Origin of the sequence: Laspinema sp. D2d (assembly GCF_025370755.1) — a bacterium.
GTDB lineage: Bacteria > Cyanobacteriota > Cyanobacteriia > Cyanobacteriales > Laspinemataceae > Laspinema.
In genome coordinates this window covers 55,738-79,723 of sequence record NZ_JAMXFC010000022.1, presented here as the reverse complement: position 1 = coordinate 79,723, position 23,986 = coordinate 55,738, and the positions used below count along the sequence as shown (strand labels likewise).

The 23,986-nt window shown below is 45.1% G+C and carries 19 protein-coding genes; 15 read left to right on the top strand and 4 right to left on the bottom strand.

All coding sequences use genetic code 11. The features are described 5' to 3' along the window. The first annotated feature begins 297 nt into the window (after window positions 1–297). The 3 genes from NG796_RS15710 to NG796_RS15700 all read left to right on the top strand — a co-directional run bounded on the left by NG796_RS15710 (window position 298) and on the right by NG796_RS15700 (window position 3,332). Window positions 298–498, top strand: a complete 201-nt coding sequence (locus tag NG796_RS15710; protein WP_261207798.1) for a hypothetical protein — start codon at window positions 298–300, stop codon at window positions 496–498. 1,070 nt (window positions 499–1,568) lie between these two features. Next, window positions 1,569–3,008 (top strand): vWA domain-containing protein, encoded by a 1,440-nt coding sequence (locus NG796_RS15705; RefSeq protein ID WP_261207797.1) that lies wholly within the window; start codon window positions 1,569–1,571, stop codon window positions 3,006–3,008. Window positions 3,009–3,068: 60 nt separating this feature from the next. Continuing rightward, a complete protein-coding gene (locus NG796_RS15700; RefSeq protein WP_261207795.1) occupies window positions 3,069–3,332 on the top strand; it encodes an HNH endonuclease in 264 nt (87 codons plus the stop codon). Between the two features lie 280 nt (window positions 3,333–3,612). On the opposite strand, the gene NG796_RS15695 is transcribed toward NG796_RS15700, so the two are convergent. Then, window positions 3,613–3,984 carry a hypothetical protein gene (locus NG796_RS15695; protein ID WP_261207794.1) on the bottom strand — a complete coding sequence of 124 codons (372 nt, stop codon included), beginning with the start codon at window positions 3,982–3,984 and terminating at the stop codon, window positions 3,613–3,615. A gap of 54 nt (window positions 3,985–4,038) precedes the next feature. On the opposite strand from NG796_RS15695, the gene NG796_RS15690 reads away from it, so the two are divergent. After that, a complete protein-coding gene (locus NG796_RS15690; RefSeq protein WP_261207793.1) occupies window positions 4,039–4,209 on the top strand; it encodes a hypothetical protein in 171 nt (56 codons plus the stop codon). Between the two features lie 550 nt (window positions 4,210–4,759). Here the strand turns inward: NG796_RS15690 and NG796_RS15685 are convergent. Further along, a complete protein-coding gene (locus tag NG796_RS15685) occupies window positions 4,760–5,464 on the bottom strand; it encodes a hypothetical protein (protein ID WP_261207792.1) in 705 nt (234 codons plus the stop codon). Window positions 5,465–6,101: 637 nt separating this feature from the next. Between NG796_RS15685 and NG796_RS15680 the strand changes: the two genes are divergently transcribed. The 3 genes from NG796_RS15680 (at window position 6,102) to NG796_RS15670 (ending at window position 12,088) form a co-directional block, all read left to right on the top strand. Continuing rightward, a complete protein-coding gene (locus NG796_RS15680) occupies window positions 6,102–6,833 on the top strand; it encodes a hypothetical protein (RefSeq protein WP_261207791.1) in 732 nt (243 codons plus the stop codon). A gap of 973 nt (window positions 6,834–7,806) precedes the next feature. After that, window positions 7,807–10,809, top strand: coding sequence for a beta-phosphoglucomutase (pgmB, locus tag NG796_RS15675; RefSeq protein ID WP_261207790.1), 3,003 nt, complete (start codon window positions 7,807–7,809; stop codon window positions 10,807–10,809). 121 nt (window positions 10,810–10,930) lie between these two features. Beyond that, window positions 10,931–12,088, top strand: coding sequence for a succinylglutamate desuccinylase/aspartoacylase family protein (locus tag NG796_RS15670; protein WP_261207789.1), 1,158 nt, complete (start codon window positions 10,931–10,933; stop codon window positions 12,086–12,088). Between the two features lie 212 nt (window positions 12,089–12,300). Here the strand turns inward: NG796_RS15670 and NG796_RS15665 are convergent, their stop codons facing one another. Beyond that, window positions 12,301–12,912, bottom strand: coding sequence for a Uma2 family endonuclease (locus tag NG796_RS15665; protein ID WP_261207821.1), 612 nt, complete (start codon window positions 12,910–12,912; stop codon window positions 12,301–12,303). A 429-nt stretch (window positions 12,913–13,341) separates the two neighbouring features. On the opposite strand from NG796_RS15665, the gene NG796_RS15660 reads away from it, so the two are divergent. The 8 genes from NG796_RS15660 to NG796_RS15625 all read left to right on the top strand — a co-directional run bounded on the left by NG796_RS15660 (window position 13,342) and on the right by NG796_RS15625 (window position 21,685). Beyond that, the gene (locus tag NG796_RS15660; RefSeq protein WP_261207788.1) at window positions 13,342–14,964 is read left to right on the top strand and encodes a type I restriction-modification system subunit M; all 1,623 of its coding nucleotides are present in this window, start codon (window positions 13,342–13,344) and stop codon (window positions 14,962–14,964) included. Window positions 14,965–15,020: 56 nt separating this feature from the next. Then, complete coding sequence (locus NG796_RS15655) at window positions 15,021–15,272, top strand: type II toxin-antitoxin system ParD family antitoxin (RefSeq protein ID WP_261207787.1); 252 nt, start codon at window positions 15,021–15,023, stop codon at window positions 15,270–15,272. Window positions 15,273–15,340: 68 nt separating this feature from the next. Further along, a complete protein-coding gene (locus NG796_RS15650) occupies window positions 15,341–16,330 on the top strand; it encodes a Fic family protein (protein ID WP_261207786.1) in 990 nt (329 codons plus the stop codon). Then, window positions 16,330–17,535, top strand: a complete 1,206-nt coding sequence (locus NG796_RS15645; RefSeq protein ID WP_261207785.1) for a restriction endonuclease subunit S — start codon at window positions 16,330–16,332, stop codon at window positions 17,533–17,535. The genes NG796_RS15650 and NG796_RS15645 overlap by 1 nt, the downstream gene beginning before the upstream one ends. Before the next feature lie 52 nt (window positions 17,536–17,587). After that, entirely contained in the window at window positions 17,588–18,172 is a 585-nt protein-coding gene (locus tag NG796_RS15640; RefSeq protein ID WP_261207784.1) for a Uma2 family endonuclease, read from the top strand. Window positions 18,173–18,176: 4 nt separating this feature from the next. Next, window positions 18,177–18,470 (top strand): nucleotidyltransferase family protein, encoded by a 294-nt coding sequence (locus NG796_RS15635; RefSeq protein ID WP_261207783.1) that lies wholly within the window; start codon window positions 18,177–18,179, stop codon window positions 18,468–18,470. Further along, window positions 18,467–18,793, top strand: coding sequence for a DUF86 domain-containing protein (locus NG796_RS15630; RefSeq protein ID WP_261207782.1), 327 nt, complete (start codon window positions 18,467–18,469; stop codon window positions 18,791–18,793). The genes NG796_RS15635 and NG796_RS15630 overlap by 4 nt, the downstream gene beginning before the upstream one ends. Before the next feature lie 9 nt (window positions 18,794–18,802). Continuing rightward, the gene (locus NG796_RS15625) at window positions 18,803–21,685 is read left to right on the top strand and encodes a type I restriction endonuclease subunit R (protein WP_261207781.1); all 2,883 of its coding nucleotides are present in this window, start codon (window positions 18,803–18,805) and stop codon (window positions 21,683–21,685) included. 109 nt (window positions 21,686–21,794) lie between these two features. Here NG796_RS15625 and NG796_RS15620 read toward each other — a convergent pair whose 3' ends face one another. Next, window positions 21,795–23,939 (bottom strand): serine/threonine-protein kinase, encoded by a 2,145-nt coding sequence (locus tag NG796_RS15620; RefSeq protein WP_261207780.1) that lies wholly within the window; start codon window positions 23,937–23,939, stop codon window positions 21,795–21,797. Window positions 23,940–23,986 lie beyond the last annotated feature (47 nt).

Here is a 23,986-nt window from a genome sequence, read left to right as displayed (position 1 = left end):
ACTTCTCCTGTCTCCCGCTTAGAAACTGAATAAGTTCAGGGTATTCTAACCCGAAGCAATCCACGCTGTTTCGGAAACAGATGGAGGTATTCCTTTGTTATTCTACCTAAAACTGCTTCCCCTGAGTTGGGAAAATTCTCAGCCTCAAACTCAGCGGCAGCCGTTAAACCCAACCTCAAATCAGCCCAACGACATTAACGCCAACCCTGTTTATCCTGGCGAGCCAATCCGTTACTCTATCCAGGAAGTATATTACTTAGAACGGCGTTGTTTCTTGTAGAACAAGGAGAAGAGAACATGGTTCACATTCGTTTTGAAGGTCGTTCCTACGACAGAACAGAAAGTCAAGTTGGCATTACTGCATCCATGACTGATGCAGCTATTAAACAACAGCTTGCTCGTCACTTGGAAGTCAGCGAAAATCGCTTCGAGGATTACATCTGCGATCGGCGTCCTTCCGGTGATTTAATCGTCCGCCCAGAAGCGGTTTACGGTTAAGCTAATCAGAATTTAGGACTTAACCATGATTTCTTCTCTAAAAACTTTGCCCAGGTAGGTCTTTTAGAGACTGACCCTACCTCCCCGATTGGATAAAACTGAACACTTCGCGCCCTCACTTAAAAAGCTTACATACTTGCTCATAGGTTGAGCATTACTGTCTCCTAGTAATCCTAGCAGGTTCAACTCCTGCGTATGAACTAACGGCTTTCTTGACTTGCGCGAAGTGTTTTAATTTGCTGCTGTTCAAAACGGGTTTAATATCCAAGCACTTCGTATCCCAACGCAGAAAGCTTACATACTTTGGTAACGCTTTACTCTCATCAAGTAAATGCAGCAGGTTCGATCCCTGTGAATGACGCAACGGCTTTCTGGACTTATACGAGGTGTTTTAAATTTTCCGTGTTCCACTGTTTTGTGTACCCCCGCACTTCGCGCCCTAACTTAAAAAGCTTACATACTTGCTCATAGGTTGAGCATTACTTTAGGAAAGTAACACTAGCAGGTTCGATTCCTGCGTATGAACTAACGGCTTTCTTGACTTGCGCGAAGTGTTTTAATTTTCTTTTGTTCAAAATGGGTTTAATATCCAAGCACTTCGTATCCTCACTCAGAAAGCTTACATACTTTGGTAATGCTTTACTCTCATCAAGTAAATGCAGCAGGTTCAATCCCTGCGGATGATTCAATGGCTTTCTGGACTTGTACGAGGTGTTTAAATTTTCCAGTTTTCATCAGGCTTGTAGTATTCAAGCACTTCGCGCCCTAACTTAAAAAGCTTACATACTTGCTTACTGGCAAAAGCGCTTGATCCAACGATTGAGTACCCGAAAGGGTTTGTGGGTTCGACTCCCATGTGTGAAAGACAGGCTTTTTTAACTTGCGCGAAGTGTTCTTTTTTTAGGTTAAATCTGCAACTCATTTAAAGCTCACTTCTAGCGTTTCCCAGAGTTGTGAGGTGCATTGGGGGAGTGGGAGCAAAATGCTTGCACTCCTTTAAATATCTATACTTTATAAATTCGGGTACCGCGATAAAGCTCATTTAAAAAAATAATTTAGACTGAAGGAGGATGTTTATGGATGCAGCAGAACGTGATTTGAGACTGGAAATGTTGAATAGTTTGCTGACTACCCCTCACCGTAAACTGCAAGATGTGGCGGAATTACATCAACTGATGGTGGAAATAGACCCAATTTTTTACGGTCATTTAGGGGTTTGGTATAACAAAAATGGGGATGTGCGGGATCATAAAGAAGTCTTCATTGGACATTTACTCACCAGTCCGTTACCGGAACATCGAGAAGCCGGGTTCGTGATGCTGCAAGGGTTTGCACCGTATCAAGTTGGACGAATTGTAGACTTTATGAAGCAGCATCGGGGGAAAGTACCGCGTTCCTCACGCACGGCAGTGACTCAATACCTGCGCGATCGCGAAAAAAATGCCAGCTTTTTTGATCGCGCTGCACTTCGCAACCGGAGTGCTATGAAACATCTGTATGCCAGCTTGCATATCAAACCCAGCGATCGCGCCGATGCGGTCCTGTTTAAAAACACACCCCCCCAGGATTCTCTGGCTTATATCCTGAAGCAACTGGCAAAATCGCCCAATCCCACAGAACAAGCGGCGCTGATTGTAGAACATAATATCCCCTATCCGATCGCCGTTGGTGCCATTAAACAGTTAACTCCAACCGTCTTAGTCGCACTGATTAACTCCATGTCGGCGCAGGAAGTGATCAATAACCTGAAATCCCTGCAAGCGCGAGGTGCGATGGATCATCCCGATGTCAAAGCACTGATTGAGGAGAAATTACAAAAAGCGCAAACCAGCGATCGCGTCTCTGCCTACAAAGCGAAAGTCGCTGCTGAGGCAGCTAACCTGGATGCTGCCACCACCGCGCAGCTAGAGCAAATTACCAATGAACAAGTCAAAAAGCGCGGGAAAATTAGCAAACCCACAGGGTTGCTGGTGGACAAATCCGGTTCAATGGATTCGGCGATCGCTGTGGGTAAGCGTCTAGCTGCCATGATTTCTGGGATTTCCGAAGCGGCACTCTATGTCTACGCCTTTGATACCATGCCTTACCCAGTTACGGCTGAAGGGAGTGAATTAAGCGACTGGGAACGCGCTTTTGATCATATCAAAGCCGGTGGAGGAACCAGTATCGGTTGTGCCTTAGAAGCCATGCGTCGGAAAAAGCAGATGGTAGATCAAATCATCCTAGTCACAGATGAAGGTGAGAATGGTCATCCCCATTTCGCCGACGTTTATCAAACCTACTCTCGCGAACTGGCAGTGATGCCAAATGTACTGATTGTCCGAGTGGGACATTCTTGCAATTGGGTAGAAACCCAACTCAAGAAGAACCACCTGCCGGTAGAAACCTTTACCTTTGGTGGAGATTACTATTCCTTGCCGAACCTCGTCCCCTTGCTGTCTCGTCCCTCGCGACTGGATTTACTGATGGAGATTATGGACACTCCCTTGCCGGTGCGTCAAAATAAATAAAGGAAGTAGGATGCGCTACGGTGCATCCTACTTATTTATACCTATTCTACCTTGAATGCTATGCAGTGTGGACTCTGCCAACGAGAGATGGAGAACCTCACGGTTCATCACCTCATTCCGAAACAAAAAGATGGCGCAAAAGGGCCGAAGGTTGAGATTTGTTCAGCTTGTCATCGTCAGGTTCATGCACTTTTTGATAATACTCGACTGGCGCAGGAACTGAATACAGTAGAAAAACTCCAGGAAGAACCTCAAATGAAGAAGTTTCTAGCTTGGGTGAAGAAGCAAAAGCCGGATAAGAAGATTAAGGTGCATCGCGGTTAAGCACGATAGGTAAGGAAAGGAGACGGACTTCTATTGAAGCTTCCGTCTTTTTTTATGCGATTTTGGCTCTATTTAGATAGAGTTTCCCCTTTTTCAAGGGTAAGAACTAGAGAAATGGAAGCATCTTGCTCGCTATTTTTCTAGCGAGCAAGAATTATCTATTCCTTTAGGGAATTAGATAATTCTTGAAACACTCTAGCCCTGCTAAGTTAATCTTTAGATACTTTAAGCTCTAAAGATTAACTTTTTTTATTGAGAAATTGCCGGACTCTACTAAATTTTATTCATAAGTATATTCGGCTGTTTCACAAACATTAACACCAGTTTGGTAAACATCCCCGCTTCCAACTCCTTGCCCGGGTCCAAACGTTGCCATTAAGTCATAACTACAGGTCTCTAGGCCATCTTGAATGATAACAATTGTATCTCCTCCTGGCGGGAGCACTTGCTCTAGCAAAATATCGGGTCCCCAGTCATCGGACTCAGTAGGGGAAACGTAAAAATGCGTTAACGGGCGTTGGGTGTTATTAATCAGCTTAAATTCTACATCTTCAGCATCTTGAGCTTTCGCTGTGTTGATTCCTCCGGACAAAATTAAGGGAACTGACAGGAAAGCCACCGCTAATATTTTACGAACTGAATAGTTAAACATGGTTTGACTCCTTGGGACAAATGAGCTGAGTGTGAAAATATGGAACTTTGAAGAATGCAAGTGAGGAAGGATTTCATCGCGTTAGGGAACCGATCGCCTTATAAGCGACTGCAATTCTCTACTCAAATCACCTCTATCCAGTCGATATCGGACAACGGGTTAGTAGCGGGATACGACATTGAACCCGTGTTGCGGGACCCTAGGGAAACGGTTGATTCTCCCTAGCAGTAGCGGACCTTAAAACTGTGATTAGAGTTCGGGTGTGGCATATAATCCGATCGCCTGATGATGTATCAGTTCCTCGGCGATCACCCGATTTTTAGACCCGGCGATCGCTAAGATCTCTTTCCCCGATGGGGACTGCACGCAAGTTTTTCGTTACGAACTTACGCGACGGCTTCAAGTTAACCGATGTGATTCGGCTTTAGTAGTCTGGCTCCTTGCCCTGATGGGATTTCTCTCAATGGATAAGTTTTGAAAGTTATATCTTTTATGACACAAGGTTCGGCTAAATGTCAATCCCTATGGTTGATTAATTTTTTGCTAACCAATTGGGAAAATTGAGCCAATTTCACCTCAAAAATATATCATTGACGAGCAGCTATTCTAAAAAGTTCGGCGGAGTTAAAGAAGTCTTTCGGCAGGGGAAGGGGAGTCTTACCTCATGGGCGGTTTAGGTTGATTCTACCCTGGTCGGAAGCATAAAACCTGGACAGAGGCCATTTGTCGTCTCACGTCCCTTCTTACTTATTCTCACTTTTCAGGTTAAAGTATCTCACCTGGATTTACGATCGCCCTCGGACTCGATCGCAAAGAACTGTTTAGTTGCTGGTGCATAAGTCCAGGCAAATCCGGCGGGATCTTTCTCCCGACTCCAGTCCAGAAATTCCGGTTTGTTCTTATTTTTACTCACCGTAGTCGGATGCACCCCCAACCGGGTTGCCAGTTCAGTCTGATTCATCGGTGGTGGCAACACGATCCGGCGCTTTTTCGGGGCAACGGCTTTGGGGGCTTCCGGTTCCGAGATAGCGGGGACGCTGGCGACATCGATGGTTTGGTAGCGTTCCGGCAATTTAATACTGGAAAAACAGTAGACCATGCCCCCATTATCGGTGATTTCATATCCGGCGGCGAATTCGCGCGCCCGTTCTTCTAAATATTCTTGCGCTTCAGTCCCAGAAATGTCCCCATGCATGGCAAAATCTAGGGCCGTCAGCCGTCCCTGGTTATTTTGGATTAATTGATAAAACAGGGCATTGAGCTTGGCGAGTCGTTGTTGTTCCTTGTCTTGATATTGTTTCCAAGCCCATCCCAGTCCGGAGATCACGGCGACTCCTAGCAACATTCGCCATGCCGATAATACGACGGTGACGCCGACTAAAATAGGCACCAGCACAATCAGCCGGGATTCTAGGGTTCCGGTGGTTTGGGGTGGGTTGCTGGGGAGGGGGTCACGGTTCATCTCGCGATCGGCTGGCATTTTTACCTAAAGTTTGGGTTTAACCTTGGAGTTAGCATGGGCATGATTTGCCACAAATTGCATTATTGCATCTGGGTCTACGTTTCGTCACGGCGATCGCCATCCCAAGCGGGATTTTTTCAGGGTAGCCCTACCTGACGAGTACCCTAGTCAGGAATCAGGAGGCTTCTCTATCCCCAGATGGAAATGGAGGGTATTGAGTCAAGATCTCCCGGGGTCTACCTCAAGTTAGATTTTTGCCCGGTTTTAACCCTTTATACTTAGGGTGGCCCTATTCAGGATTTGCATAATTTTAAAAACGGTTCCAGAAATTTTACAGGCTAAAGGTTCGGACTTCAACGGGTTAAGCCGGGGATGATTAGCCCGGTCATAAATTCCTGGAAAAGCTAATAATATTGGGTTTATCCATTTGATATTAGAAAAAATTTTTGCTTACTTGTAGTGCTTTTAATAGCTACGATTATTCCCTTAAAGATTAAAGAATAGTTCTCTGTATTCCGAAGATATACCCAGAGGTATATTTTGAGTTAATTTCGCCTAAAATTGAGAATTCGCGCCGGATTGAAGATGTAAGACAATTCTCAAAATTGTTAACGTTGAACTATAAAACTGAACAACGTTTAACAGAGAGTGTGACATGAGTTTTTTTCCGACAAACCAACCCATTTTTTCTAAAAAACCCGATCCGAGTACGATTCAGGATTGCCAAGGATTATGGCGAATTCGGTGGAAGATTGGAGGGCGGAGTATCTTCAAGCAATTTTATACCCGCATTGATCAAAGTATGATGGTTTGGGCGTTGGTGACCGCAGCTATCTTCTTCACGGCCCAATTTTTTCCCATTAATTGGACAACGCAAGCGATCGCCTGGTCTATCCTCACTCTGGTGGCAACCGCAATCATGTGCTACTTAAGCTGGTTTTGGGTGACGGTAGAAGAAGTGCGCTGGACACTTTATTGGTGGGGATTCCTGATGGTGGGAGGAACGATTTTAACGGACGCCAGTATCGCTTATGGTTGGGGAGACATTTTGATCCGTCTATGTCCGTTATGGTTGGCATTATGTGGACTGGGATATGTGGGAACCGGATGGGCATTGCGATCGCGCAGTACCTTGTTGGCAGCAGGATTTCATTTTTTGGGGATAGCGATTTTACCGGCGTTCAGTGGATGGGAATATCTAGTGACCGGTTTGATTATGACGGGTACTTTGGTACTCTTTTTTGAAAGGCGGTGGGATATGCGTCCTCATCAGGAAGTTAAGACAACGGCACCGGATCGTCAAGTAGTGAAGCGCGATCGGCGACTACGGGAGAACTCGGTTTACGCCGCACAACTGGGCCACCTCTCTACTGCCAAGCAGAATTAATCCTCCTCAAGGGTTTCACTCGGAATGAGGGAGAAAGAAAGCCACGCTCATTCCCAGGTTAACCCCTCAATCCCCTAACATTTCAGAGTTCGCAGATATAGTATTGTTTATAATAATCCTACTCTATATCCTGGATTAAATCCCGTTGAGAAATCCTCTGGGTTTCCATCATCATTTGTCCAGTCCCCACCGGAAGAGCGCCGGTGGGGGTGACACTGACCGACCCTAGCTTAATCCCCAAGAAAGGGAATGGCTTTGGATGGCTAGATTAGGGTTTGCTGGACTCTTGTAACTCTCCTTAACTGTCCCTATTTTTAGGGTAGCAATTGTAACCACAAACCCTCATTGACGCGTAAAATTTCAAATCAAATTCCCTAAAAAAATCCAATCTGGGGCAGGTCCCTAAACCATTGGGCGAGTCTGGGTTAAAACCGAGTTTATTGAAAAAATAGGGGTTCATCCCTACCCTTGTTTAGGCCCGAAGGCCGGTGGATTGCAGGGGGTATCTCTACCCTACCCAGTTTTAGGAAGTGCTTTTGTAATGGCCTTTTTCTAGGGTCATGGGGCTAACTTGAGACTGAATCTCGGGAGTGAGACCTGGGTAAGGGTGACCCATCCATCCAGGAATTACCCCTTAAAATCCCAAGAAACTGGGTAAGATTTGTCTTGTCAACATTTCCTGATTTTATGTGGGCTTATTATAGCAAATTTTAGGAGATTTTTACCAAACAAATAAGCATTTCATGACTTTATGTAATTTTGTATCGTTTTGTAGAGTTTTTTAGCATTTTGATAGTTACATCTATCCGGAGAGGGATTCTATAAATAGAAGAAGAGATCGTAGGGAAGATTTTAGGCAAAATTTCCTAAAAGACTCATTTGCGATCGCCCCCTGGATGTAGAAACCTTCCCTGATTTGTTTTTACAGCCAAAACCCTCAAATAGTTAAGTAGAATTACCTGAGCGGATACCGATGTACGCAACCGATTGGACTATCACCGAACGCAACTTTGACCCAGCCAACGAACCGGATCATCACGAAACAGTTTTTACCCTTGGAAATGGCTATCTTGGCACTCGGGGAACTTTCGAGGAAGGACATCCCGGGTCCAAACCTGCCACCTTGATTAATGGCGTGTATGATAAGGTCGCGATCGTCCATACGGAACTGGCAAATTGTCCCGATTGGCTGCCGATGGTGGTGTCTGTCGGTGGCGAATACTTCAGCCTCGATCGCGGCGAAATCCTGCACTACGAAAGGCTACTGGATATGCGACGCGGCATTCTCAGCCGCCAAATTCGTTGGCGCAGTCCCCAGGGAAAAACCCTGGACCTCCATTTTGAGCGGTTTACCAGCCTTGCCGATCACCATATCGCTGCCATCCGACTGACGGTTACTCCCATCGATTTCTCTGATATCGTGGAAATCCAAGCGGGACTCGATGGACACCCGGATAACCAAGGAATCAAGCATTGGAAATGGATTAATCAAGGTTTAACCTCAGTTAGAACCGCTAAATCCAGCAATTCCCTCCCCTTTTCCCTCCTTCCGTCAGAAGTGGATGGGGTGTGGATGCAGTTGTCTACGTTACATAGTGGGATTGAATTGGGGATGGCAACCCAGCTTTCCGTTAAAAACGCGCAGCAGCAAGCCTTTCCGGTGTTTGCCATGACGACCCCGGGATATCCCTCCCTCACCACTCGCTTCGACGGCAACCGAGGAGAAACGGTGACGGTGGAAAAATTAGTAACCATTTACACCTCCCGGGATACGGAGGCCCCAACTCAGGCGGCGATCGCCAAACTGAGTCAACTCAAAGACTACGACACCCTGCGCAACGAACATACTGCCGCCTGGGAAGGACTTTGGGAAAAATCCGATGTGGTGATTGAAGGGGACCTCAAAGCGCAACAGGCAATCCGTTATAATTTGTTCCAATTGCTGCAAGCGGCCCCCCACCATGATAGTCATGTCAGCATTCCCGCAAAAACCTTATCGGGGTTTGCTTACCGGGGTCATGTCTTTTGGGATACGGAAATCTTTTTACTGCCGTTTTTAAGCTACACCCAACCGGCGATCGCCCGAAATGCTCTCACCTACCGCTATCACACCCTCCCCGGGGCTCGTCGCAAAGCGGCTGATTCGGGGTATGAAGGGGCGATGTTTGCCTGGGAAAGCGCAGCTACGGGAGATGAAGTTACCCCCCGTTGGGTCCCGGATGCAGAAGGGAAAGAATTGGTGCGGATTTGGTGTGGGGATATTGAACTGCACATCACCAGCGATGTTGGGTATGCCGTCTGGAACTACTGGCAAATCACCGGAGACGATCGCTGGATGGCAGACTATGGCGCAGAGTTAATCCTGGATACGGCGGTATTCTGGGGAAGTCGCGCCGAATGGAACCGCGATCGCAACTGTTATGAAATTCGCGACGTAATCGGACCCGACGAAAATCACGATCGCGTCAATAACAATACCTTCACCAACCGGATGATGCAATGGCATCTGGAAACCGCCCAACAGGTATTGAACTGGTTACAGGATTTTGCACCGGATCAGGCACAAGCACTGGTGCAGCGACTGAATCTCACTCCAGAACGCCTCACCCATTGGAACCGGGTGATTGAACTCATTTATCTGCCGACCCCCACAGAAACGGGGTTAATTGAGCAATCCGAAGGCTTTTTCGGGCTCAAAGATGTGAATTTGGCCGATTACGAACCGCGTCAGCAGTCGATGCAGGCGATTTTGGGAATTGAGACGACCAATCAATGCCAGATTCTGAAACAGCCGGATGTGTTGATGTTGCTGTATCTGTTGGGCGATCGCTATGATTCCCAAACCCTGCAAGCGAACTGGGATTACTACTGTCCCCGTACCGATCACGTTTATGGATCAAGTCTGGGTCCGGCAATTCATGCCGTTTTAGCCGCACAATTGGATCAACCGATGGAGGCGTATGAACACTTCATGCGGGCGGCATTAGTAGACTTAGAAGATGTGCGGGGTAATGCTTGTGAGGGAATTCACGCTGCCTCGACGGGAGGGGTGTGGCAAGCAGTCGTGTTTGGATTCGCCGGAATTCGTCTGACAGAACGGGGTCCGATCGCCAATCCTCACTTACCCCCCGGATGGACTCGTCTGAAGTTCAAACTCTCCTGGCGCGATCGCTGGTATGAGTTTGATATTAAGCAGGATACTCTCTCCCTAGAGTCCCAACAGACAACATCTCCTTTGTCCGAAATTACCGCAACGGCTTTACGCGACGGGTTGCGCGGGGTAATTTTTGATTTGGATGGTGTCCTGACGGATACGGCAGAATATCACTATTTAGGGTGGAAGCAACTGGCGGATGAGGAGGGAATTCCCTTTGATCGCGAGGCAAATGAAGCCATGCGCGGGTTAGCACGTCGTGAGTCGCTGTTAACGTTGCTAGGCAGTCGTCAAGTTCCGGAAGCGCAAATGCAGGAGATGATGGACCGCAAAAACCGTTACTATGTAGACCTCGTAGCGGAAATTGGTCCCCAAGATTTGTTACCCGGGGCGATGGAATTTTTGAAGGAACTGCAAGCAGCAGGGATTCAGGTGGCGATCGGGTCATCGAGCAAAAATGCTCACATGGTCGTGGAACGCTTGGGAATTGGGCATTTGGTTCAGGCGATCGCCGATGGATACAGCGTAGCGCGCTCAAAACCCGCCCCCGATTTGTTCCTTCATGCTGCCGAACTATTGGGGATTCCTGCGGCACAATGTATCGTCTTTGAAGATGCCGATTCCGGGGTAGAAGCGGCGAAAGCAGCGGGAATGTGGGCAGTTGGGTTAGGTCCCGTAGAACGGTTCCAGGATGCGGATTTGGTTCTGCCATCCTTAGAGTATATCCAGTGGAAGGATTTGCTGGACAAACTCGCACAAACCACCTTGTTACCTGGGGAGTTAGCGGCGATCGGCAACCCTATTGGTGCCGGATCTCCATAATTCAGGTTCCAGTTTTAGGTTAACTCGGGAATTGAGTTAACTCTGTAAAGAAGACACGGCAAAAAAGCCGTGTCTTTTTGTTGTAAAATTTCAACTTAAAATGTGCAAGGGTCAAGGTTCTATGCTACCAATTATTGAGACAATTCCCATTGTTCAACTCGCTTCAGGCGATCGCTTGTTTATCCAGGTTTATAAATTTATTGGAGACAATCCGGGTCCCAAAGCCTATATTCAGTCCAATTTACATGGGGCAGAAATCGCCGGAAATGCGGTAATTCATCAATTAATCGAGTGTTTGCACGGGTTAGATGCCAACCAAATCACCGGCGAGATTTGGCTGGTTCCAGTTTGTAATCCCTTGGGAATTAATCAGCGATCGCAACATTTTTCCAGCGGACGCTATCACAGCTATGATGGCAAAGACTGGAATCGAATCTTTTGGGATTATGAAAAAGTAGCCACTGATATTAATCACTTTGCCTCCTCACAAATTAATCTAAACCCCGAAGAAATCGCCGCCAACTATCGAAATATTATCCTAAAACAGTTCCATAAACTCCAAGAAGAAATAACCGCCGCTAGTGGCGTTCCCTTCGTCGAACAGTATCGCTATCAACTACAATCATTGAGCTTAGATGCCAATTATGTCATTGACTGCCACAGTTCCACCAATCAAGGACTAGATTATCTCTATTGCTTCAGTTCCCGAGAAGAAAGTGCTAAAGCCTTTCTGCTCGATTATGCAATTCTAATGAACGAATATGATGGCGATGCCTTTGATGAAGCGGGGATGAAACCTTGGCTGGCATTAGAGAACAGTTTCGCAAAACAGGGAAAATCCATCCAGTTTGATGTTGAATCCTGGACCCTTGAACTCGGGACCGGAATGCAGATGAATCCGCAATCCGTCGCCAAAGGAGTCCGAGGAATTCAGAACTATTTGGCGCAAAAAGGAATGTTAGATATTCCCGGATTTCCTCTACCAGAAACAGCTTTACATTCAATAAATTTTATACCCAAAGACCAAATTCGTAAATATTATGCCACCGCAGGGGGAATGATTCAGAACCGATTACCCTTGGGAACCGTGGTTAAAACAGGCGACTGTCTTTACCAACTCTTGAGCTTTGACAAAACTGGACAACTTCCCCAAATTATCGAGATTACTGCGGTAGAATCGGGCTTGATCGCTGATGTCAGTACAAATTATTCAGCAAATCAGGGGGATTATGTTTTATCAATTTTCCAGGGAAACCCTGAAAGATTTTGGAAAAATTAACCCTAATTTTTGATACAAAATAGCTTTAATGAAAGACTTTGATAGGCAGATTTCCTAAATTCAGTATCGCTAGAAACCAACTTCTTTAAAGCCTGTCTACTCTCCAGTTAATACTTCTCGAAACATCAGAAAAAGCCCACAAGTATTACAAATCTAAGCCCCCCTTAAGAAGGGGGGTTGGGGGGATCCATCCTTTTTATGCAAAATGTCTCTTATGCTTTAAAAATTTGTGCTGCTGTTAATTGTAATTCCGGGAAAGCCAAAGATTCAATTCTTTCATTATCATGAAATTGCCTGACTTCATACTCGCCATCGACCCTATAATAAACTGAAATAGTCGGAGATTTAGAACTACCAATAAAGCGCCGACCTCCTAAACCTAAATAGTCTACAATCCAGTATTCTGGGATTCCCATTAATTCATAATCCCCCGCTTTTCTTAGATAATCGTTTTGCCACTTGGTACTCACTAATTTTACCAATAACCGCACTGAACTTCCTAGGGTAATGATAGACTCTTTTTGCCAACGAGGTTCATTGGTTAGTTGCTCCCGATCCAGGACAATAATATCAGGCTGATAACCCGATTCATCCTCTAAAGGTTTCAGCAAGCAATCACCGGGAATAGAGTAAGGTAATTTCAGTCGTCTGATTTCCAAATGGAGTTCACCCGTAATAAAACCTATAATATTAGAGTGTGCACCCGTTCCTAAAGGCATTTCTACAATCCTTCCGTTGTGTAATTCATATTTGCCAACAGCATTTTCTGGATACCAGGCTACAAATTCATCAAAGGAGATGGGTTTTGTAAGGGTCTGAGTCATGGTTTGTTTACTCATGAGTAATTTAGGGAGGGAATTTGAGCGAGGCGATCGCCCATCTAAAAGCTCCATAAGGCTAGGGCTTAAAGATTGATTCGCTTTCTCATTGTAGCAAAGTGCAATATTGCCGAAGCATTTTGAGGTCGGAAAAATTTAGCTTTTCTAACCATTCTGCTGTGATTAGTGCTGGCAGTCGCCAATTTGCCAAGGAGAATCAAACGGTTCGAGAATTTCCCAGCGCTTGACTTGATGCACCGGATCTGCAAGACTATGAAAACTCCTAGCTTTAGGGCGGGAATCCCTGGACTCCCCCGCGTCAATTTTCGGATGGAGTCCGAAAAATTGACTAATTCGGAGCCTTTTAGTCTTCACGGCTCCGGCTTACACAATATATGACCTAATTTACGCGGGATCATCCTGTACGAAAGAGCAATGACGAACGGACTGAATGGGCAAACCGGACACAAGAAAAAGCTAGAAACACAGCTTTGGAATATTGCCGACTCGCTGCGGGGTAAGATGAATGCGGATGAGTTTCGGGATTACTGCTTAGGGTTCATTTTCTATAAATACCTGTCTGAGCGGCAGCATCTCTATGCTAATGAAGTCTTAGCAGCGGATGGGATTGATTTTCTGGAAATTGATGAAATTTCCGAGGAAGGGCAAGAATATTTAGAAGCGATTAAGGAAGAATCGATCGCCTCGTTGGGTTATTTTCTCAAACCGTCGGAGTTATTTAGTTCATTGGCGGAACGGGCGTTAGGAACTCAGAAAGCCCATGAGGAAAATCTAGCAGATGAGGATTTTGAGTCATCTAATTTTATTTTGGATGATTTGACTCAGGTACTCAACGGGATTGAACGTTCCACAATGGGGAAGGAAAGTGAAGAGGATTTTGATCACTTGTTTGAGGATCTGGATCTGACTTCAACCAAATTGGGGCGCACTCCGAAGGCAAAAAATGCGCTGATTGCCAAGATTTTAGTGCATTTGGATAAAATTGATTTTCGCCTAGAGGATACGGAGAGTGATGTACTCGGGGATGCCTATGAGTATTTGATTGGGCAGTTTGCCAGTGGTGCTGGGAAGAAAGCGGGGGAGTTTTACACGCCGCAGCAGGTTTCTAAGGTGTTAGCCAAAATTGTAACAACGGGAAAGCGTCGGCTGAAATCAGTCTATGACCCTACCTGTGGATCGGGTTCGCTATTGCTGCGGGTGGCGCGGGAAGTGGAGTCAGTTGGGGATTTTTACGGGCAGGAGATGAACCGCACCACCTACAACCTAGCTCGCATGAATATGATTTTGCATGGGGTACATTATCGCAATTTTGATTTGCGCCAGGAGGACACCCTAGAACATCCGCAACATGAGGGAATGCGGTTTGAGGCGGTGGTGGCAAATCCGCCGTTTTCCGCGAAATGGAGCGCTAATAAGCTGTTTGAGTCCGACGATCGCTTTAGTCAGTATGGCTCATTGGCTCCCAGTTCTAAAGCGGATTTTGCCTTTGTGCAGCATATGCTTCATCATCTGGATGACAATGGCATAATGGCGGTAGTGTTGCCTCACGGAGTTTTGTTTCGGGGCGCGGCAGAGGGGCGGATTCGTCAATATGTGATTAAGGAACGCAATTGGTTAGATGCGGTGATTGGGTTGCCTGCTAATATTTTTTATGGCACGAGTATCCCCACTTGTGTGCTGGTGTTCAAGAAGTGTCGGGAACATCCTGATGATGTTTTGTTTATTGATGCCAGTGCCTATTTTGAAAAGGCCAAAAATCAAAATTATTTGCGGGATGAGGATGTTGAGAAGATTATTAAGACCTATCGGGAAAGAACCCAGGAAGAAAAGTATAGTTATCGTGCTCCGTTAACGGAAATTGAAGAGAATGATTTTAATCTAAATATTCCCCGTTATGTAGATACGTTTGAAGAGGAGGAGGAAATTGATTTAGATGCAGTGGCGCGGGAGATCCGAAAGATTGATCAGGAGATGGTGGAAACGGACCGTCTGATTCGGGGGTTTTGCGAGGAATTGGGGATTGAGTCGCCTTTTTAAGGAATGGGGTAATAGAATAAAAGCATTAACGATTGAACGAAAGGAGGTTATCAAAGATGAATGTAAGGCTTACACCAGAGCAGGAGAGTCTAGTTCATGCGAAGGTTGCAACGGGTAAGTATCAATCGACTGAGCAGGTGATTGAGGTTGCTTTTCGATTGCTTGAGGAATACGAACGGGCAGAAAGTGAATGGGCTATGTTGGTTCGGGAAAAAGTCCAAGCGGCTATTGATCGGGTACAGGAGGAACCGTCCCTTGATGGGGAACTGTTTGTTTCGGGAATTTTAGAGCGGTTTAAAAAGGAATAGATGGCACGATATTTTAAAAAAATCAACAAAATGATTAGGGAATATGGCATAGGTAGGAGCCTCAAAAAATGGAACCGAGAATCAATCAGTCCTTTGTTAGGGTGAGGGGCGATCGCTTGTTGGGGTCTTCTTCTCGATTATACGGTAAATTTATTCAACAGCTTAGGGGATTAAGTCAACAGAAAGATTTATCCTTACCCGCTTTGATAACTCACTATTTACTTATGAATTATCAGCTTAAATTAGAGCAAATCGATAAACTCAAAACTTGGTTAGATGGCTTTAGACCGTTTGACCCCATGATGATTGCTGAACTCAAAAAACTTTATGATGTTCGCTTTACTTATAATTCTAATGCGATTGAAGGGAATACGTTAACCCAAAGTGAAACTGAGTTAGTGTTAACAAAGGGCATTACGGTGGGGGGCAAAACTCTCGATGAACATTTAGAAGTAATTGGGCATAAGGATGCGATCGACTATATTGAAGGGTTAGCCCAAAAAGATACGGAAATTAATCAATGGGAAATCAAACAAATTCATAATTTAATTATCCGAAAAATCAACCCTGATGAAGCGGGGAGTTATCGGAATCTGGATGTGATGGCGGCAGGGACAAATTATCGTTATCCTCCCCATTATTTACTGTCTCAATTAATGGCTGATTTTGTGGCCTGGCTCAATTCAGCTACTGCTTTAAAACTCCATCCTGTAGAATATGCAACAATGGCTCATTATCGTTTCGTTTCAATTCATCCTTTTCGAGATGGAAATGGGAGAACGGCTAGATTATTAATGAATTTACTATTAATTCGAGCGGGGTATCCCATTGTTGTGATTGATAATCAAATTCGGAATGATTATATTAATGCGTTAGCCTACGGACAACAAAATCAAGATGATTTAATCCAGCTTTTTGATTTGGTTTGTGATGCGGCGATTCGTTCATTGGTGGAAGTTTTAAGTTTATTGGTGACTGCAACCAGTAATATACAAAAGGGGCCAGGGTTTTATCAGGAATTGACTGATTTTATTGATAAAAATTTTAAAAATAGGTAATGAGTAAGAAATTGAAGAAAAATGTGCCGGTGTTGCGATTTCCTGATTTTATTGAGCCTTGGTTGATAAAATCAGTCTCAGAATTAGTCAAAGAAAACTTTATTTACAAGCCTCTTGACGGTAATCATGGAAATCTACACCCCACATCTTTTGATTATGTAAAAAGCGGAATTCCTTTTGTAATGTCTAATAATATTCAAAATGGGGTTATTAAGTATAGTGAATGTCCATATATATCAGAAGATTTAGCTAGAAGTTTGCAAAAAGGATTTTCTAAGGAGGGCGATGTACTATTAACACATAAAGGAACAGTCGGAGAGGTGGCGATTGTGGGCCCAACTCCGTTTCCTTTCATAATGCTTACTCCGCAGGTTACTTATTATCGTGTTAAAAATTTAAAATTATTATCTAATCTGTTTCTGGCATCTTTTTTTGTATCTTCTAACTTTCAAAAGATGCTAAAAGTTCTTGCGGCTGGCGGAACACGACCTTATATTGGAATAACTGAGCAAGGGAAGCTGAATATTTCGATTCCATCTGTAAAAGAACAAGAGAAGATCGCGAGTTTTTTGGGGGCAGTGGATACGCGCCTCAACCAACTCCGCCGCAAATTGGAAGACCTGCAAACCTATAAACGCGGCGTAATGCAAAAACTCTTCTCCCAACAAATCCGCTTCACCCAACCCGATGGATCCCCCTTCCCACCTTGGGAAAAGAAAAAGTTAGAGGATATTGTAGACAGCGTATCTTCAGGGCGTTCTAAAGCAATCAAAGAGGTTGGTGATTATCCTGTTTATGGATCAACTGGAATCATTGGAACATCAGAAATGGGCGACTATTCAGGGGAAGCTATTCTCATAGCTAGGGTTGGAGCAAATGCTGGGAAAATTTCTCATGCAAGTGGAGTTTATGGAGTGACAGATAATACGATTATTATAAAAGTAAAAAGCCCTAATAATGTCTATTTATTTAGAACACAGCTTGAAATAAAACGGTTAAATTCAATGGTATTTGGGTCTGGACAACCCTTGATTACAGGAACACAAATAAAGAAATTAGAAATTATTTTTCCGAGTTTGCATGAGGAACAAGAAAAAATCGCCAACTTCCTAACCACTATTGATTGCAAAATCGAAACCCTATCCCGCCAAATCGACCAAACCGAACAATTCAAAAAAGGGTTACTTCAAAAATTGTTTGTCTAAATTGTTAAAATCAAAACAAACATTCCAAACCACACTGACCCTATCCCCAACTATGATTGTAGCAAAAGACAATGTTCCACCGCTTACCCCAGAAGAATACTTTGCTTGGGAAGAACAGCAGCTAGAAAAATATGAACTGATTAACGGTCGAGTTTATGCCATGAGTGGCGGCAGCGTAAACCATAGCCGCATTGCCGTCAGACTCACAACCCTATTTGCCAACCATTTAGAGGGAAGTGGATGCGAAACAGGTAACTCAGACTTGAGAGTTAATATTGCTGAAACCAATCATTATATCTATCCAGATATTAGCGTCACTGGCGACGATCGCGACAAAACTGCCACCCAATATATCACCTATCCCTGCCTAATCGTCGAAGTCTTATCCAAGAGTACAGAAGCCTACGACAGAGGTAGAAAATTCCGAATGTACCGCCAAAACCCAGCCTTAATCGATTACTTATTGGTTAGTTCCACCAGCATCGAAATGGATTTGTATCATAAAAATGAGGCAAGCAGTTGGTTAATTATTAACTATCAAGCAGGGGATACCGTCGAACTGAAAAGCATCAATCTCAGGGTCCCGATTGAACAAGTCTATCGGGGTCTTGATCTAACTTTAGAAACCACAACCTAAAACGATGACTTTCAACGATTTAACCCCAACCCTAAGAGAACAGATTAAAGCGATCGCCGCCAAGCATGGAGCCTTTAATGTGCGGGTTTTTGGTTCGGTCGCCAGAGATGAAGCCGACCAAAATAGCGACCTTGATCTAATCGTAGACTATGACATTGACAAAATTAGCCCCTGGTTTCCTGTCCGTCTCATCCATGATTTAGAAAACCTGCTCGGTATTAAGGTTGATGTCGTCACCGCCAACGGACTCAAAGACAGAATCCGCGATCAAGTCTTACAGGAGTCGCTCACCCTATGAGAAATGACAGGGAACGCTTACTCGACATCCAAGAAGCGATCGGCAAAATCGAGAAATATGCCATCCAAGGCAAAAAAGAATTTTTTGCTAATGAATTGATCCAAGGCTGGATACTTCTACAGTTGCAAATTATTGGCGAGGCAGCCAGAGCTATGACTATTCAAACTCATCAGCAATATCCAGAAATTAACTGGCAAGATATTATCGGCTTCAGGAACTTATTGGTGCATGAATATTTTCGAGTTGATTTAAACATTATCTGGAAAATAGTCCTGGAAGATTTACCCATTCTAAAACATCAAATTAATACCATTCTTCAATAAATTATCCCCATGAGCCAATCTGAAGCACAACTCGAACAAAACCTGATTGAACGCCTTGCCAGACTGGGCTATGAACCTGTCACGATCCGCAATGCTGCTGAACTGACTGCCAACCTCAAAACCCAACTCGAAAAACATAATAACATCACCCTCAGCGACCAAGAATTTAAAAGCATCCTCAACCACCTCGACAAAGGTAATGTCTTCGATCGCGCTAAACGCCTCCGGGACAAAATGGAACTCAGGCGCGACGACGCCACCACTTTTTACCTAGAATTTTTAAACACCGAACACTGGTGTCAAAATCAATACCAAGTCACCAACCAGATTACCAACCAAGGCAGTTATAAAAACCGCTACGACGTAACTTTACTAATCAACGGCTTGCCCCTGGTTCAAATTGAACTTAAACGCCGGGGACTCGAACTTAAAGAAGCATTTAACCAAATTAATCGCTACCAACGCCACTCCTACGGTGCAGATAATGGACTCTTTCAATATGTGCAAATATTCGTAATCTCCAACGGGGTTAACACTCGCTACTACGCCAATAACCGGAAACAAGAGTATAAACAGACTTTCTATTGGGCAGACCAAGGCAATACGCTAATCACCGATCTCAATGAGTTTACCGATCGCTTTTTGGAAAAATGCCACCTCTCCAAAATGATTTGTAAATACATCGTCCTGCACGAATCTAATAAGGTGCTGATGGTGCTACGTCCCTACCAATATTATGCCGTCGAAACTATTATTGAGCGGGTCAAAAACACCCATAAAAACGGGTATATCTGGCACACCACCGGCTCAGGCAAGACCCTCACCAGCTTCAAAACTGCCCAAATTCTCACCGAACTTCCCACGGTTCATAAAGTGCTGTTTGTGGTCGATCGCGCTGATCTCGACTATCAAACCAGTCAAGAATTTAACTACTATAGCCCCGATTGCGTTGACACTACGGATAACACTCAACAACTCGTTACACAAATGTCGGGGAATAGTCGCCTAATCCTCACTACGATCCAAAAACTCAACCGGGCGATCACTTCCTCACGCCATGAAGCGGATATGTCTCCCCTACGGGATAAACGGATTATCTTTATCTTTGACGAGTGCCACCGCTCCCAATTTGGTGAAACCCACCGCAAAATCACCCGCTTTTTCCAAAATGCCCAACTGTTCGGCTTTACCGGCACACCGATTTTTGCCGAGAAAAATGTCTATGTGAAAGATGGCTTAAAACTATCGACTGCCTCTTTATTTACCGAATGTTTGCACCGATATGTAATCACCAATGCGATCGCCGATGAAAATGTCCTTAAATTTTCCGTCGAATATTGGGGCAAGTTGAAACGCAAAGACGGCACGATCATTACTGAACCAAAGGGCGATCGCGAGTTTTTTGAAAACCCCGATCGCATTGCCCTGATTGTAGAGTGGATTATTGAGAACCATCACCGGAAAACCCACCGTAAAAAGTTCTCCGCTATGTTCGGCGTCAGCAGTGTAAACGCCCTAATCACCTATTACGAGACATTTAAAGCCAAAAAACAACAGGGATTACACGATCTGCGCGTTGTCACCATCTTTACTCCCATTGATAACGAAAACGATGACGAAGCCAACGGACTGATTGGCGAACCGGATTTTAATATTGCCACAGATACCCGTCGCCGCCACCATAGCCGGGACAAGCTGAATGAATTTATCGCCGACTATAACCAGATGTATAAAACCCAACATTCGGCGAAAGATAGTCAGGCATTCTACGCTTATTATAAAGATATTTCCAAACGGATGAAGGACCGCGATCGCGAAGATGCCCCAGATGCTGAACGGGCAGATATTCTCTTAGTGGTTAATATGTTCCTCACCGGATTTGATGTCAAAAAAATTAATACCCTTTACGTTGACAAAAATCTCAAGTATCACGGGCTGATTCAAGCCTATTCCCGTACTAATCGCATACTAGGCGAACTCAAATCCCAGGGAAATATCGTTTGCTTCCGCAACCTCAAGGAGAATACAGACGAAGCCGTTATGCTGTTCTCCGATGAAAACGCCAAGGAAGAAATTTTTATTCAACCCTATGAGTATCATGTAGAACAATTTAATGAGGGGGTTCAAGCACTGAGGGCGATCGCTAAGATTCCCAACGATGTCAATCAATTGATTAATGAAGATGACCAAATTAAATTTGTTAAGGCTTTTCGGAATATCATTCGCTTTTTAAATGTGAGTCAATCATTCACTGAGTTTAGTTTTTCCGACTTAAATTTAGATGAACAAACCTTTGAAGATTATAAGAGTAAATATCTGGATATCTATGAGAGAACGCGCTTAAAATCTGATGAACAGAAAGAAACTTGGGTCGAGGAAATCGATTTTGAACTGGAACTGATCCAGCGAGATGAAATCAATGTTTCCTATATCCTCAAACTCCTGGGCAACCTCCAGCGCGATCGCCAAACCGATGTCACGTCAGAAGAGTACCAGAGCCAGAAAGCCTCTATCCTGGAACTCATTGGCAACGAAGCGCAATTACGCAGCAAACGGGATTTACTAGAGAAATTTATCGACGAGCGATTACCCACCCTTGACCCAGACGAAAAAATCGAAGCCGTTTTTCAGGACTTCTGGACTCAAGAGCGGATAACCGCAATTGAGCAATTTTGTCAAACAGAAAACTTAAAAATCAAAGCAGTTAATCAAATGATTGCGGATTATCAATTCTCCGGGAAAGAGCCACTCAGAGAAACCGTGCTGAGTGCTTGTAACCAAACACCCAAGTTATTAGAACGTAAAAAAGTGTTTACACACGTGGTCTCCAAATTACTCAACATCATTAACAAGTTTGATGAGGCGATCGGGGCACTGGATGAGGAAGAATAGAGCGCTTGCCAAATAACCGATTGATTCCCCCACCCCCTTAAAAACACCAATCAGCTTTTCAGAATTTGGCAATCGGTTTAATCAATATGGCTCACCCCGGAACAGGATATTACTCTGAAGTCACGCGATCGGCAGCGAGATTGAGTTGATAGGATGCAGACTCTTTCTCATTGGATATGACAATAATTTCATAATAGCCCGATTCGGGTAAAACACCACTCCAAGACTGTTCTGAAGAATCTTCCAAGAGGGGGTCTGTTGTACTGGTTGGCGGATAAAGAGAGATTTGTAGATTACGATTGGCTTGCAAAGATAAGCGAAGAATTTGACCTTTGGATAGATAGGCCGTATAGGCTTTTCCTGCACCAGGGGCGAGGGTTCCTGTAACCTGATGCCGAAATTGACCGTGGGAGAATTGAATGGTTTCTAAGGTTTTTCCTTCTTGTAAGGCGGTGAGTTGATCGGCAACGATCGCGTGCCAAATTTGGCCGACGGGTTGATTAATAAACTCGACCCCTTGCTGTTCAGGAAATTGATGAAAAAATTGAGCATCGGCTAAATCATAAAGTGCGCGGCTACTTAGTTGTAATCGATTCACCGCCATTGATACCCGATCGCGCTGTTGGTGATCATAAGTCCCCAAACCCCGGCGCGCTTGGTCACTTAACGTCGCTAAATAATCCAACAGTTCAGCGGCTAATTCATCCCAACGCGATCGCCACAGTTCATCTACGGGTTCATAACTTAAAATAACCTCCCGTTGGCTGGGATATCGTTCATAAAAGGCTTCATTAACCAGATTCACATAAAATTGATAGGAAATCCCCAGTTGCTCTCGGCGATCGCGTAGGGCTTCTTTTCGCTTAAATTCCTCGGGAGAATAACGGGAGGAAAATTCCGCTAAATCTGGATCAACATCTTCAAATAAATCCGGTTTCTCAGCAGAGCCCGTCGGTTGCATCGGATTATATTTCACCCACTGTCTGCCACCCCACCAACCCAGACTCCCGGCACCCACAACTAACATCATCACCAATAAGAGCGTACCCCACCAAGGCAGTCGCCCGAGGCGAGACTGGGGAATTGCAGTAATGGCCGCAGTCCCCGTCATTTCTGCCACCGATGCGGGGAAGGGAGATAATGACCCCGAATTGATATTTTTAGCCAAAGAAAGGTTCTCCGGGGGGAATTCCGTGGGAAACACCGTCCCGGGTGGGACAGAAGTGGGCCGGGTCGGGGGGGCCGGAGGTTGAGACTGGGGCCCTAGAGTGCCTGGGGATTGGACCTCAGCGATCGCCTGTAAAACCTGAATTGCGCTTTGGAAGCGATCGCCCACCCGACGGGCCAACATTTTTTTCAGGACCTGTTGCAAACCCCGTGGCATCTCCCCAAGTCCACCCTCTCCCCAATTCAACTCCTGGGGATCAAAAAAGGGCTGGGGTTCTTCCCCGGTCAACAAGACCAAAACCGTTACCCCAAGGGCATATAAATCACTGTGGGGATAGACTTGTCCCAACATCATCTGTTCTTCCGGTGCATATCCCACCTTACCCAGACGGGTGGCAACCGGCATGGGAGGACTCGTCACTGAGGGACTCATGACTTGGGACTCCACCTGGGCCGCTACTTGCTTGACCCCACCAAAATCAATCAAAACCGGCAACTGATCCAAATTCCTGAAAATCAGATTATCGGGGGAGATATCCCGATGAATCACCCGGCGCGAGTGGATGTAATCCAAAACAGGTAACAGTTGTTGGAGTAACTGCGTCACCTCGGCAACGGTGAATTTCTGCCCTTGCTGACGGCGTTGGGAGAGCAATACCCGGTAGTTTTGACCCGGAACGTAATCTTGCACCAAAAACAACCGACTGCGACCCTCAATGGGCGATCGGCACAGTTCCCGGAATTTCGGAATCTGCGGGTGTTGGAGTTGGTAGAGAACACCGGCTTCCCTGGCGAAGAGTTCCTCGGCTTTTTGTTGGGCGTAAGTGCCTTGAACCTTGGGGGCAAATTCTTTAAGAACGCACCGTTCGTTAAAACGATTGATATCTTCAGCCAGATAAGTGCGTCCGAAGCCCCCATGACCGAGTTCTCGCACCAGTCGGTAGCGATCGCCCACAATGGTTCCCGCAGAAATGGCTCCTATGGAGATTCCCTCCGCGCCTAGCACCTTTAAAGGTTCGCCACAGGACTGGCAAAAGCGACTTCCGGGGAAATTATCATGTCCTTTACTGCAAAAGAGGGGCTTCATCTGGATTTCGCTCTCCCACAGGGGGTCCGTATTGCTATAACAACTCA

Coding starts and splice junctions, on each gene's coding strand:
- NG796_RS15645 (WP_261207785.1), top strand. CDS start 16,330: ATGAGTAAGAAATTGAAGAAAAATGTGCCGGTGTTGCGATTTCCTGAT.
- NG796_RS15650 (WP_261207786.1), top strand. CDS start 15,341: ATGGAACCGAGAATCAATCAGTCCTTTGTTAGGGTGAGGGGCGATCGC.
- NG796_RS15685 (WP_261207792.1), bottom strand. CDS start 5,464: ATGCCAGCCGATCGCGAGATGAACCGTGACCCCCTCCCCAGCAACCCA.
- NG796_RS15630 (WP_261207782.1), top strand. CDS start 18,467: ATGAGAAATGACAGGGAACGCTTACTCGACATCCAAGAAGCGATCGGC.
- NG796_RS15705 (WP_261207797.1), top strand. CDS start 1,569: ATGTTTATGGATGCAGCAGAACGTGATTTGAGACTGGAAATGTTGAAT.
- NG796_RS15625 (WP_261207781.1), top strand. CDS start 18,803: ATGAGCCAATCTGAAGCACAACTCGAACAAAACCTGATTGAACGCCTT.
- NG796_RS15660 (WP_261207788.1), top strand. CDS start 13,342: ATGACGAACGGACTGAATGGGCAAACCGGACACAAGAAAAAGCTAGAA.
- NG796_RS15710 (WP_261207798.1), top strand. CDS start 298: ATGGTTCACATTCGTTTTGAAGGTCGTTCCTACGACAGAACAGAAAGT.
- NG796_RS15655 (WP_261207787.1), top strand. CDS start 15,021: ATGAATGTAAGGCTTACACCAGAGCAGGAGAGTCTAGTTCATGCGAAG.
- NG796_RS15670 (WP_261207789.1), top strand. CDS start 10,931: ATGCTACCAATTATTGAGACAATTCCCATTGTTCAACTCGCTTCAGGC.
- pgmB (WP_261207790.1), top strand. CDS start 7,807: ATGTACGCAACCGATTGGACTATCACCGAACGCAACTTTGACCCAGCC.
- NG796_RS15700 (WP_261207795.1), top strand. CDS start 3,069: ATGCAGTGTGGACTCTGCCAACGAGAGATGGAGAACCTCACGGTTCAT.
- NG796_RS15640 (WP_261207784.1), top strand. CDS start 17,588: ATGATTGTAGCAAAAGACAATGTTCCACCGCTTACCCCAGAAGAATAC.
- NG796_RS15695 (WP_261207794.1), bottom strand. CDS start 3,984: ATGTTTAACTATTCAGTTCGTAAAATATTAGCGGTGGCTTTCCTGTCA.
- NG796_RS15635 (WP_261207783.1), top strand. CDS start 18,177: ATGACTTTCAACGATTTAACCCCAACCCTAAGAGAACAGATTAAAGCG.
- NG796_RS15665 (WP_261207821.1), bottom strand. CDS start 12,912: ATGACTCAGACCCTTACAAAACCCATCTCCTTTGATGAATTTGTAGCC.
- NG796_RS15620 (WP_261207780.1), bottom strand. CDS start 23,939: ATGAAGCCCCTCTTTTGCAGTAAAGGACATGATAATTTCCCCGGAAGT.
- NG796_RS15690 (WP_261207793.1), top strand. CDS start 4,039: ATGCAAGTGAGGAAGGATTTCATCGCGTTAGGGAACCGATCGCCTTAT.
- NG796_RS15680 (WP_261207791.1), top strand. CDS start 6,102: ATGAGTTTTTTTCCGACAAACCAACCCATTTTTTCTAAAAAACCCGAT.